This is a genomic window from Acinetobacter sp. 22301 (genome assembly GCF_052045285.1).
Taxonomy (GTDB): domain Bacteria; phylum Pseudomonadota; class Gammaproteobacteria; order Pseudomonadales; family Moraxellaceae; genus Acinetobacter; species Acinetobacter pittii.
Genome location: NZ_JBQEOR010000006.1, coordinates 1 through 12,421, shown reverse-complemented (window position 1 = coordinate 12,421; position 12,421 = coordinate 1). Strand labels below are relative to the sequence as shown.

Genomic DNA, 12,421 nt, shown 5'->3' with positions numbered 1-12,421 from the left:
TCATTAAAAAGTAAGGATAAATAATGCGTGAGTTATTGTTAAATGGGGGTTTATAAAGGCATAAAAACAGAAAAATTAGTAAACAACTATTTGTTATGTTTACGCGAATATTCAGTATAAGGAAAATGATAGATCTTCATTTGAATTAAATTTAAAAGTTATTACACAAACACTGATAATTATAAAAACACTATCCTCTAGACGAGATAGAATTTAAAAAAATGATTTTTACATAAGGCATGGGATGAACAGACAGAAAATTGGTGTAGATCTTGGAGGTACTAAATTATTAATATTATGTGATGAAATTGAGGAGATATTTAGTACAGGAATTTCATTCACCCCAGAAGAATTAATATCACACCTACAATCTTTTATTTTAAAACATGGAATTAAACCCGAAAGTATAAGCCTAGCAGTGCCGGGTCTAGTTAACGAATATGGGCACATTGTTAATTGTGATGTCCTCCCTGCATTTATAGCTTGGCAGGGAAATGAAGCATTAAAATTATTATGTAGTAAAACAATTATCTTAAATGATGTAAAAGCTGCCATGCATGCGGAACTAAATGATTCCTCGTCTCATCTCGCAAGCGGCATTATTATGATTGGTACAGGTATTGGGGCTGCATTCATAATAAATGGAAAACCCTTACTGGGAGCTAGTGGTTGGGCTGGTGAGCTAGGTTACTTACCAGTAAAAAGTAATGAAGGAATTAAGCGTTTAGATGAAGTTGCAAGTGGCTCAGCAATTGCCAAGCAATGTGCACTCAGCCCATCTAATCTAGCATTAATGGCTAACAATGGAGATCAAGCAACTTTAACTGTTATAGAAGAGGCAGGCACAGCTTTAGGTCTTGGAATAGCAACTGTTATTAATCTTTTAAATCCATCGCAATTAGTAATAGGAGGAGGAACAATAGAATTACCCGGTTATTTAGACGCGGCTTTAAAGTCTGCTAAAGAAAACTGCCTTCCTGAGCTTTGGCAAGATTGCGACATATCAAAAGTAAAAGCGGGAAGAAAAGTAGCTGCTTTAGGTGCTATACGTGCAATTGAACAATAAAATAATATGAGTATTTTTCTGATCCGACATGCTGAGAGTGAAGCCAATATTAATAGAAAAACCCTTTCGCATGCTTCAATTGCTTTAAGTGAATTTGGACATAAACAAGCTCAAGCACTCTGTTCACAACTACCTAAAATTGATCATGTAAATGCATAAGATTACTGACCTAATCTTTAAAGAGGTCGAATAGAGCTTTTCAGTAAGGTTGAAACCAAGGTTTCTTTGGTGCAGTACCAGTATATGCAGGACTAACTTTAATTGGCCCCTGACCTTTTTCGCATTGTTGAACACCCCATTCACTCGGGCGAAAACGTGCATTGGGTCCATCGGGTTCAGGTTTACCAAATTCTTTTGCAATATCATAATGAATGGATGGAATTTCAAGTAACACGATGTCTCCACGAGAACAGGTGATGGTGGGACGCTTCGTATCGTAAACCCATTTACCATAACCATTTTCCTCATTAGGGTCAAAGCGCATAACTGGACCTATTTGCTGATCCCATGCCAATTCCATTCGAGGAGGTTCCATCGCAGTTACCCACATTCCAGCGACTTGTACAGGATGAGGAAAACGTACAGCTTGTAATCCCCGTAAACTCAAGGGTAATTGAGGCTCACCGTTGTCAAAAGCATCATAACGACTGATTAAGCTCCCTTTGGGAATCAACAGTTCTCCATATGGCGCATCTTGAGATAAAATGAAATGGCTGCGACTTTCTTTATAATGCTCTTTAAGTGCAAACTCATACCCTACCGATGCAATCATATAAAATAAATAACCTGCCCATAGGTCACATATTAGTGCCAATACGGTAATGAATAATGTCTTTCGAGAAAAAAACCTAACAGGCTTTTGAGCCTTATTTCGCCAAAAGAATAGTGCTTTCACCAACAAGCCTAGTGTTAGTACAACACCAATTAATGGAACAATAAACAACAGAAAAATTGTGAAAAAAGAGAATGGCTGTACCGGTATCATAATTTTTAAATCTTTAACTTCATATATTTTTATATGCACCCATTATTATAGATACTTAATTCATTTCATACGAGGTGTATTGATTTTTTAGGAAAATTCAAAAAATATTTAGGCCCAAGATAGATTCTCTAAAGGGATCAAAAAGAATTTTTTCATTACACTCAATAGCTTTTTCTAAAAAGCTTATTATTTTAGAAATTTCATCTATAAAAGCTGTATAAATTTCAATTAGTTTTTTAAATTCGTTAATTAATTGATAAAGCTGTCTGTCACTATATAAATCGTAATCTACATATGAAAGATCAGAAATAAATGGAAGTGTTTCCTGATCAAAAATTGAAACTAAAATATCTGCAAATTCTTTTTGTATTTGGTAGGCGAATAAAGATTCGCCTTCTTTCATAGACTTAAATGTCCAAATATGCATTAAATACATTCTTAAAATTTTTCCTAAAGCTTTCCAATTTTCATAATATTATAAAAATATCTTATTATGTATTTAATATATTAGATATTAATGAATGTATAAATTATTATAGTTTAGCTATAAAAAGCCCCTGTTCTATAGAAGCATTTTCAATTAAATTATTTATAAACCCAAGGCACGACCAGTGAACCAATCCAAGTAGATTTAGCCGAGATATTTTCAGATTTACGAACACAGCAGACATCAGCACCACTACTCTAAAAATATAATCTCACTCCTGAAATCTATGAATATTTGCAAGAGTTTAACTATTTATTGAGTATAAATGGTAATACCAATATGGATGACCGTAGAGTTTGAATGGATGCTTATTGAAAAAAAATAGATTACTCAATAGACCCTTAAAACTGCCTAACTAAAGTAGTGAGGCAGCGTATTTGATATGTAATTTATTTTAAAGAGGCGTTCCACAAATATCTGTGGTGCCTGTTGGATAAGTAAATTGTAGTTTTGAATGATCAGAAACTATTTCATATGATATTTCTTTACCAAGGGCACTTGAGTTAGAAGTATAAAACCCTTCTTCAATGGCAATACCAAATTTAATTTTGCTTAATGGAGTTGTATAACTCCATGTGTATCCCCTATCTACGCCATTTACAATATAACCAATTTCCTTGCTGATTTGATTGTAATAAATCCCAACTCTCACTGTTTCATTTGCTAAAATTTCATTTTGTGTCTGATTTGGGGTTATGTTTCCAGAAATAGAACTCATGAACAAATTTTGCTGTGAACCATATGCACTTCCAAAACTTGGAGCTGCAAAAACAATACCGTCATAATTACTTGTTCCCGTGATAAATCCTGAAGCTAGTTCATTTGAGTTTAGATTTATTGGTTTCTTGAAAATATATTCAAAAGCAACAACATTAGACTGAGCAATATTGGTATCAGATTTAGTTTTTATCAGTGTTCCTATGTTTATATTAGCCAAAGCCTTAGTTAACACTTTCTGTCCAGTTATTGTTATATAGTTGCTTGGATTTGGTGTCCCTTCTGGTGTTTGTGAAGCACTTGGATCAATCTCTAAATCACCAATTTTACATTCGGCCCAACTCTGTACACTGATAATTAATAAGCTAAGAATCAATATATTTTTTTTCATTATTTCACCTTAATTTTATTCTGATTTTTGATTTTATGGTAAAAATTTAAGGTTTAGAAATTTTTCAGATAAAGAGATAATAGGTTAAGTATGCTAAGAATTATTTGATAGCTAGTCTTCTAAAATTAATATAAATCTAGTTCCGATAACTTTGGGTTTCCTTTAAAAATAAATAAAACAAAAGCCAAGCCCATCACCGAGACTTAGCTTTTAAAAATAATTTTAAATTAAAAAATTACTTATTTGATGTCTGCAAATTCAGAAACAGGCTTGTTCACTTCAACCTTTGTACCACCGAATTTTTCGCTCACAAACTTTTGAACTTTAGGTAAGTGGTAAAGTTCACCAAGTTTTGTATAGATCGGGTCGTTTTTGTTCGCTTCAGCAACACCCAACAAATTCACATAAAGCTTTGTAGACTGGTCAATAGGCTCACGGAAGATAGAATCTTTCATTACATTGAGACCACCCTCAAGTGCCAATGTATTACCTAACACAATCGCGTCTACATCGTTTTTAACACGAACTGCTGTAGTCATTTGAATTGGTTTTAATTGTAAGTTTTTAGGGTTTTCAACGACGTCATTGGTCGTCCCTTTTACAGGGTCAAAGTCTGGTTTGAGTTTAATCAGTTTAGCAGACTGTAATAATGTTAAAGCACGCGCTTCGTTAGCAGTGTCGTTTGGAATCGCGATAGTCGCGCCTTGTGGGAACTCTTCAACAGATTTAACTTTATTTGCATAAATACCCATTGGCTCTAGATAAGTTGTCGCAACAGCAGCAACTTTAGCTGTATTTGAAGAGTTATAAGCTGCCAAATAGTTAAATGACTGGAACGCATTTACGTCTTGTTCGCCACTTGCTACAGATGTATTCAATACAACATAGTCAGTCAGGTTAGTCACTTCGAGTTTAATGCCCGCTTGAGCAGTTTCAGGAAGCGTTGCAACGTATTTCCATACGTCAGTGTCTGAACCTGTTGAAACCAATTTAATAGTTCGAACTGACTCAGTTTTGTCTTTAGCTGATGCTGTATTTTCAGTTTTTGCAGGTTCTTTATTACATGCAGTCAGTGTTAGAACAGATGCGCTGAACAAAACACTAAATAATTTTTTCATAGATACATCCTAAAATAGGAAACGCCTATCTTACAAAAGAGTTAGGCATTACCAACCAATGGGTCAAAATACAATTTTGGGGCGGAAATAATTTCCAGATATCGGGTTTAGAAAACTGAATTCAGCATCATTCCTTCCTTGAACTTGCTCGCTGAACAATAGAATTATGTTTTGAAACAGTTTCTAAATATTGGCTCATCATATATCAATAAATGAATATTCTACAAATAACTTGTTCAATTCTGATATATAGAAGCTTAATTGGTAAGATATTGAAAATAAAAAATATATTATATAAATATAGTAATTTTGGTTAAAATATATACTTATTTGATTTATATGAAATTTTCAGGATTTATTAGCAGTATTTAAGCTAAATCTTACTGTAATGTAGACACTAGGCGTAAAAAAAGCCCTTGTCATTAACAATGGCTTTTTAAGAATCTGGCGGAAGCGGTGAGATTCGAACTCGCGAAATTACTTTTGAATAGATTCTATTAAAATCCAGCCTAATAACTATTAATTAATCCCCAAAAATATTTTATAAAAACTATAAAATTGTAATAAAACATACACATTAAATTTAATAAAGAGCCCACTTTAAGGTGGGCCTTTATTACTTCTTTTTCTTTGCGCTGATCAAGAAGATTAATATAAAAAACAATAATCGAATTACAATATTAAATTACACCTCCTTACAAAAAATTAAAAAACAAAGGTACTTAATAAATCCACTGCAAAATTCTTATTATTAAGAGATTTACTATCTTTCCCTTAAAGCTTCTTTTGCTTTATTAAAAGGTTTAATCAAATAATCTAATATAGTTTTTTCCCCTGTTTTAATATCTACAGTAGCTACCATACCCGGTGTAATATTAAAGGATTTTCCATTTTTATTAGTTAATTTATCTGAATCTGTACGAATATAGACTCTATAGTAAAACTGATCCTGTTTAACTTCATCACGTAAAGTATCTGGTGAAATAACTGTAACTGTCCCCTTTAAGCCGCCATAAATAGAATAATCATAAGCAGTGATTTTAACTAAGGCTTCTTGACCTGGTCGAATAAATGCAATATCTCTTGGCGATATACGAGCTTCAACTAGAAGTTTTTCATCTAAAGGTACAATTGTCATTAATTTCCCATTTTGAGAGATAACCCCTCCTATAGTCATAACATCAATTTCTTTAACAATTCCACGAACTGGTGATTTAAAAATTGCTCGTTTAAGCGTATCAGATTTACCTTTTACGATTTGGGATTGGGTTTCCACATCAGTATTTGCTTTTGCTAATTCTTCACGAGATTTAACTAAATATTGATTTTGAATATCATTCATTTGGTTTATTAAGTCCGTTGCTTGTCGTTTCAAACGTAATACTTCAACGTCACTGGCAGCCCCTTTAGCAACAAGCGGTTCAGTCATTGCCAATTCTTGTTGTACTAAAACTAAAGCTTTTTTTAATCCAGCTAATGACTCTTCTAAATTTGAACGTCGAGAGTGATAAAGGGCCGTTTCCTCACTCACAAGTGATTGAACTTCTAATACTTCTTTTGGAAATACTAAAGCTGTTCCATTTACTTCAGCATTTAAACGTGCAGCGGTTGCTTTAGAAGAAAGAAGCAATGATTTTGTCTCACCAACATTTGATGCAAATCGAGTTGGATCAAGTTGTGCAAGATTTTGCCCCTTTTCAACAATTTCGCCTTCTTTGACATTAAGTTTAGTCAGAATCCCACCTTCTAAAGATTGAATAGTTTGTTCTTTTGATGAAGGAATAACTTTTCCAGTGCCTGTAGAGACCTCTTCTAGTTTAAATAACCAAGCCCACATTAGTAGAAATAGAACTCCAAAACAGATAATCCATATAAATAGACTAACTTTAGGTAAGGGTTGTCCTAATTGTTTATTCTTATTAGGAAGGGAAAAATTTAACTGTTTATAACTCATGATTTGGCTCCTATTTGTTGCTTAGGTTGAGATAATTTCAAAACCTGCTCTTTAGGACCATCCATTACAATTTTTCCATTATTAATAACAATTACACGGTCAACTAATTCCAATATTGCCTGTCGATGAGTAGCAACAATTAGTGTTTTATTGCCTAACCAACTCTGAAGTTGTTCAATAAATTGCTTTTCTGAAACATCATCAAGAGCAGCTGTAGGTTCATCTAGTAATAAGATATTAGGCTTTCTAATCAACAGCCGAGCCAGTAATAAAGCTTGTTTTTGTCCACCAGAGAGACCAACTCCACCCTCTAAAATTTGATAATCTAAACCTTCCTTTTTCTCTTGTAGAAAATCTAATGCTCCTGAGAGATTTAATGCTTTTAAAATATCTAAATCAGTAGCTAGTGGCGCTCCTAATTTTAAGTTCTCTCGAATTGAGCCAAAGAATAAATGAGAATTTTGGTTCAAAAGACCTACGTCTCGACGTATATCTAATGGATCAATTAAACCTAAAACAATATCATCAAGCTTAATCTGACCTTGTAGAGGCTCTTGCATACCAGCTAATAACTGTAATAAAGAGGATTTTCCTGCACCATTACGTCCTAAAATTGCAATCTTCTCCCCAGCTTTAATAGTAAGCTTCGGAATTACTAATATTGGTTTTCCATCAGTTTGGCTATATCTAAATTCAACCTGATTTAATTCATAATTTCCGAATAATGCAGGCCTCTGAATGAGATGTGTGTGAGGAGGTTGATCAACTGGCTTTTTCATAAGTTCATCTAAACCAGTTTTAGCAACTTTAGCTTGCTGTAAACGCCCTAATACCCCCGAGATTTGTGCAATAGGCCCTAACATTCTAGATGAAAGAATTGAACAAGCTACCAACGCACCAGTTGTCATTTCGCCTTTCATAACAGTAAAACAACCGACAAGTACAACAATTGCAAAAGCTAAACCTTGTATTTTTTGAGTCCATGCCATCATAATGCCAACTAACTTACGTTGGCGCATTGAAATATCAGCTGCAACCTCATTCATATGATTCCATTGATTTTGAAATCGTGATTCAGCCCGTAATAACTTTATATCTTCAATTCCTTGAACAGATTCAACCAACAAAGCATTTCGTATTGCACTTTCTCGCATTCCTTCTGAAGCTAATTTCGCCAATGGTTTTTGAATTAAAATACCAGGAATAATCATGAGTGGGACTACAACTAACATTACCCAAAACAAGTTCCCGCCAATCAACCAAAAAATAATAAGAAACAAGAAGAAAAATGGTAAATCAGCAATTGCTGATATTGTTGTTGATGTTACTAAGTCTCTAACACCTTCTAACTCTCTAATTTGTGAAATGAACGTGCCTGTTGATTTAGAACGCTCTTTATTTTTTATTCTTAACGCATGTCCAAATACCAAATCTGAAATACTTAAATCAGCGCGTTTTCCTAAAATATCAGATAAATAAATACGAGCTACACGCAAACTAAATTCAAATATCGCTGCTATCAATACTCCTCCTGCTAATACCCACAAGGTTGGTACAGATTGAGCAGGAATAACTCGGTCATACACATTCATAGAAAAAACTATAGTTGCTAATGCCAAAATATTTGCAACCAAAGAAGCAAACATAATATCTATATATCTTTTCCAGTCACGTAAAATGATTGCCCAGAACCAGCTTGCTTCATATGGTTTTATATATTCATCGATACGGGCATCTGGCACAGATTTTTCGGGTCGTAAAATATAAATATTAATTACATGCGATTTAAGAACATCCAATGTAAATACTTGCGCTAAACCTTGATCTCCACTTAACTGAACACTTAAATTTTGATTCGCATCAATTTTATCTAGTACACCCACTTGGCCATCTTTCATTTCAACAATAACAGGCAAATGCCATGGGCTAATTTCGTCTAAGTTTAACTGGGCCTTACGATAATTCATTCCAATTTGGCGTGACGCCAATATTAAAATTTCATCTATTGTTTGGTTCTGATGCCAGTCAAATTGAAGTCTGAGCTTCTCTTCCGATGGATCAATAAGATAATGTTTGGCAACAACTAAAATGGCTTGAAGCCATGGCTGATAATTAATTACATTGCTCATGGCTGAATTTGGAATCCTTGAATAGATGTATTATTTAAACGATATAAATCTCGAGAACGACCAGTTATTTTAATGAATTGTACTAAGTCGGAATAAATATCATATCGAGCAGTCTCTATTTCTTGAGCTACGCTATGAATAGCTTGTTCAGCATTTAAAAGATCAACAACGGATCGTGTACCTAACTTATATTGCTCTTGATATAGCTCTTTTGTACGAATCGTAGAATTTTGGCGTTCTCTAAGAACCTGAATTTGTCTCTGTTTATTTTCTATTTCTTGACGAATAAGCTGTACTTGATCTGATACATCTAAATATACGGAGTCTAACTCTGCTTTTGCCGCTTCTTCAGCATAACTTGCAGCGCGCTCCTTGGAACGTGTAGCCCCACCTTGAAAAAAATCACTCGTTGTTTCTAGCATTATAGAATTATAAAAACCATCATCTTTATTATTATTTGGATTTCTACCATTTAATGCCTGACTTAAACTTCCCTTAATATTTATAGTAGGATAATTACTTAACTTCGTTTGTTCTTTTCTATATTTAGCAACTTGTATTGCAGCTTGTGCAGCCATCATTTCTGGAATTAATGTAAATTCTGTTTCATCATAAAGACCTGCATTTTTCACTAGATATTCAGGAATATTTATTTCTAAATTTGAAACGTTATATCCCAATAAATTACGTAATTTTTGTTGATACTGTTTAAGTTGAGTTTCTTGAACAATTTTATTCGACTCAGCAGCTTCTAAGTTCGACTGTGCTTGTACAGGATCTGCTTGACTACTAATACCCGCATTTGCACGTAGATTTGCAATTTCAGCAATACGTGCTATACCATTAATTTGTTGATCCGCTATACGTAAAATTTCTTGATAGCGTTTAATATTAACAATGGCATTTGCTGTTTGATAAGCAATATCATCAATATTTGCCAAAGTGTTTGCTTGTTCTTGAATTAATTTAGCTTTTTCAATATCAACAGAGCTTTTAACTTTTCCAAAATCATATAACATTTGAGATGCTGAAATCGTAAAAAGTTGTCTTCCTCGCTCTCCTGAAGTTAAATCAGCTGTAGTAATTCCACCCGATATTTGAGGATAATATGCAGCTCTAGCCACATCAATACTCGCGCTTTGTCCAGCGATAGTAGATATGCTCTGAGTAATTTCTGGACGATGCTGTAAAGCTTGATGTATGGCCTTAGTAAAATCCAGCTCTTGTTGTTCCCATCTTAAATTTTCACTTGGAATTTCTCTCATGAAATTCTTCTCTGATATATTTGAAGAAGTCACTAATGGTAAAGCCTCGAGACTTGATCTTTCTTCTAAGCTAAAATCACTCAACTTTTGAATACTTACTTTTAGAAAATCATTTTCTGTTTCTTTTATAGAATATTGGCTCAAATGATTTTTCGCAGCATTCAAATAACTCTTAAATGTATCTGCATGAGTATCTACTATAAATAAAAAGAAAGGAGAAAATAAAATCCACCCTAATCTTGATTTCATTAGTGCCATTTTAGAAAACTATATTAAATCCATCGATTATGGATTATTAAATTAAAGAATCTTCAAATAAATAATCTTTTAATCAACATAAAATAGAAATAAAAAAGGTTATAGATCTATGACCTATAACCTTTTCATTAATTAACCAATAATAATCTGATTATTATTGAGTAAATCTTGTAGGGTTAAGCCAGCTTGATTCTCAATAATTAATAGATCAGACATATTATGTGTCCCAGCATTACCATCACGGTCTACCTGAACTGTGGCATTACCATTACCATCATCGACAACAGTTATATAATCACCTAAATTACTTTTATCTGCTAATAAACCCTCAAAAAAATCTGAACCAAATTCAATTTTGTCATTAGCTTCGTAATCTACCCAAGTGTCAGTACCATTCCCTCCAGTAGCATCTGCTGCATTTAATAAATCATATATAATGGTATCATCACCTCGACCAGTCGAAATAATGTCATTTCCTGAACCACCATAAATAACGTCATTACCTGCACCAGCAATGATAATGTCATTTCCAGCACCACCATAAATCGTGTCATTCCCTCCTTTAGTCGCAGGATCAGCAGCATCAGCGGCAACAAAGTCATGGAAATTATCTTTTACATAATCATAAATATCTTGCTGGGTTGGTTCAGCACCATTTGTAACTTCAGCTTTTAAATAGGCAATTAATTTTGAATAACCTGAATATTTAGGATATTGAAGAGGGTCATATCCAGTCCAAGTTAAATGATCCGTGTTTATCGCATCACCAAACAGAACATCATCGCCAGCACCGCCCTTAACAGTATCATCGCCAACATCAGCTGGTATAAAGTTTTCAGAACCACCAATTAAATAAGCTATCAGTTTATCAGCATCAGCAATCGCTTTTGCTTCACCATGATTAGTACCACTCCAATCACCAGAAAGTTTATTTCCATTAACATCAGTATTGTCATAACGAGAAACCGTACTATCGCTAATTGAACTACTTACACCTACTGCAAAAACTTTACTCTGCTCAGCTAATGGGGCAAATGCATTGTCCAAAGTTGATTGAGAACTGTTTGGTTCTCCATCTGTAAGGTAATAAGTTTGATTTTCAAAATCAGCAGTAGAGATATCGTCAAACCAATCTACAGCTTTATTAAATCCTCCTTCTGGATAAGTACCACCACCTGCTTGTAGACTATCAAGATAAGTGAATATTTGATTTATATTATCGCTACCTACATTTAAGAAAACTTGGTTATAACCATTCCCAACGCTACCATTTGCTGAGAACGAAGCGATTTGTAAATTAATCACGCCATCATGATCAGTCATTTGCTGAATAAAGGCTTTAAGACCTTTAATGGCAATTGCTAAGCGAGATTCACCTGCTGGTGGATTACTTGTACCATTCATTGCCCACAGCATACTGCCAGACAAATCTAATACAACAGAAACATTATAATCTTGCCCAGCAACAAAGTTGGTTTTTAAACCTCCAGTATCCCCTGCAAGTACATCATTACCTGAGGAACCAACTACATTATTATCACCATTATTAACATCTGCAGTTGGCTCTGCTTTAATGACAGCCTCTAACTGATCATTATCTTGAAGTTCAGTACCATTACGATCCTCAACTGTGGCAACAATCTCCGTAGCATTTCCTTGTGCGGTAGTTAAAGTGTAACTATATTCACCGTCAGCATTCGTAAATACTTCTTCAGTAAATGTTAATGTTTCACCATTTTCATCAATACTAGTAATTTCTAAAGTTACTTTACTATTTGGAGCAACATCTTCTGTCGAACCAGTAATTTTGGTGCTATCTGCGTCATTAATATCAACAGAAATCGATCCGTCAACTCGGTCTAATCCACCTTGATCCGGTGTAGATGGATCATTGTCATGATCGGTCTTCACAAGGCTGTCTTCAGCATTGACTGGTGTACCGTTACGATCCACTGTTTCTGCTTCAACTGTTAACTCGCCATCAGCAAAGCCTGCCGGTACTTCTGCTGTATAGCTGCCATCCGGTTGAACTGTTGCCGTCACTTGTTGCT

10 protein-coding genes are annotated in these 12,421 nt (G+C 34.2%); 2 read left to right on the top strand and 8 right to left on the bottom strand.

Annotated elements, in window-relative coordinates; genetic code table 11:
- The first annotated feature begins 244 nt into the window (after positions 1-244).
- Entirely contained in the window at positions 245-1,066 is an 822-nt protein-coding gene (locus ACTJJH_RS10725) for an ROK family protein (RefSeq protein ID WP_440601121.1), read from the top strand.
- Positions 1,067-1,072: 6 nt separating this feature from the next.
- A complete protein-coding gene (locus ACTJJH_RS10720; protein WP_141314074.1) occupies positions 1,073-1,225 on the top strand; it encodes a phosphoglycerate mutase family protein in 153 nt (50 codons plus the stop codon).
- Between the two features lie 40 nt (positions 1,226-1,265).
- Here the strand turns inward: ACTJJH_RS10720 and ACTJJH_RS10715 are convergent, their stop codons facing one another.
- The 8 genes from ACTJJH_RS10715 to ACTJJH_RS10680 all read right to left on the bottom strand — a co-directional run.
- Positions 1,266-2,009 carry a hypothetical protein gene (locus ACTJJH_RS10715; protein WP_141314374.1) on the bottom strand — a complete coding sequence of 248 codons (744 nt, stop codon included), beginning with the start codon at positions 2,007-2,009 and terminating at the stop codon, positions 1,266-1,268.
- Between the two features lie 139 nt (positions 2,010-2,148).
- Entirely contained in the window at positions 2,149-2,478 is a 330-nt protein-coding gene (locus ACTJJH_RS10710) for a hypothetical protein (protein WP_262728327.1), read from the bottom strand.
- Positions 2,479-2,932: 454 nt separating this feature from the next.
- A complete protein-coding gene (locus ACTJJH_RS10705) occupies positions 2,933-3,646 on the bottom strand; it encodes a DUF4882 family protein (RefSeq protein ID WP_440601120.1) in 714 nt (237 codons plus the stop codon).
- 239 nt (positions 3,647-3,885) lie between these two features.
- Positions 3,886-4,764 (bottom strand): MetQ/NlpA family ABC transporter substrate-binding protein, encoded by an 879-nt coding sequence (locus ACTJJH_RS10700; protein ID WP_002118503.1) that lies wholly within the window; start codon positions 4,762-4,764, stop codon positions 3,886-3,888.
- Between the two features lie 763 nt (positions 4,765-5,527).
- On the bottom strand, positions 5,528-6,718 hold the full coding sequence (locus ACTJJH_RS10695; RefSeq protein ID WP_032036049.1) for an HlyD family type I secretion periplasmic adaptor subunit: 1,191 nt from the start codon (positions 6,716-6,718) through the stop codon (positions 5,528-5,530).
- The gene (locus tag ACTJJH_RS10690; RefSeq protein WP_032036052.1) at positions 6,715-8,847 is read right to left on the bottom strand and encodes a type I secretion system permease/ATPase; all 2,133 of its coding nucleotides are present in this window, start codon (positions 8,845-8,847) and stop codon (positions 6,715-6,717) included. The genes ACTJJH_RS10695 and ACTJJH_RS10690 overlap by 4 nt, the downstream gene beginning before the upstream one ends.
- A complete protein-coding gene (locus tag ACTJJH_RS10685; protein ID WP_032036054.1) occupies positions 8,844-10,370 on the bottom strand; it encodes a TolC family outer membrane protein in 1,527 nt (508 codons plus the stop codon). The genes ACTJJH_RS10690 and ACTJJH_RS10685 overlap by 4 nt, the downstream gene beginning before the upstream one ends.
- Before the next feature lie 132 nt (positions 10,371-10,502).
- A partial coding sequence (locus ACTJJH_RS10680) for a type I secretion C-terminal target domain-containing protein (protein ID WP_440601119.1) occupies positions 10,503-12,421 on the bottom strand: 1,919 nt, incomplete at its 5' end.

What these genes read in the sequence shown, in the direction of transcription:
- ACTJJH_RS10725 (WP_440601121.1), top strand. Translation starts at nt 245, where the DNA reads ATGAACAGACAGAAAATTGGTGTAGATCTTGGAGGTACTAAATTATTA.
- ACTJJH_RS10720 (WP_141314074.1), top strand. Translation starts at nt 1,073, where the DNA reads ATGAGTATTTTTCTGATCCGACATGCTGAGAGTGAAGCCAATATTAAT.
- ACTJJH_RS10710 (WP_262728327.1), bottom strand. Translation starts at nt 2,478, where the DNA reads ATGCATATTTGGACATTTAAGTCTATGAAAGAAGGCGAATCTTTATTC.
- ACTJJH_RS10705 (WP_440601120.1), bottom strand. Translation starts at nt 3,646, where the DNA reads ATGAAAAAAAATATATTGATTCTTAGCTTATTAATTATCAGTGTACAG.
- ACTJJH_RS10700 (WP_002118503.1), bottom strand. Translation starts at nt 4,764, where the DNA reads ATGAAAAAATTATTTAGTGTTTTGTTCAGCGCATCTGTTCTAACACTG.
- ACTJJH_RS10695 (WP_032036049.1), bottom strand. Translation starts at nt 6,718, where the DNA reads ATGAGTTATAAACAGTTAAATTTTTCCCTTCCTAATAAGAATAAACAA.
- ACTJJH_RS10690 (WP_032036052.1), bottom strand. Translation starts at nt 8,847, where the DNA reads ATGAGCAATGTAATTAATTATCAGCCATGGCTTCAAGCCATTTTAGTT.
- ACTJJH_RS10685 (WP_032036054.1), bottom strand. Translation starts at nt 10,370, where the DNA reads ATGGCACTAATGAAATCAAGATTAGGGTGGATTTTATTTTCTCCTTTC.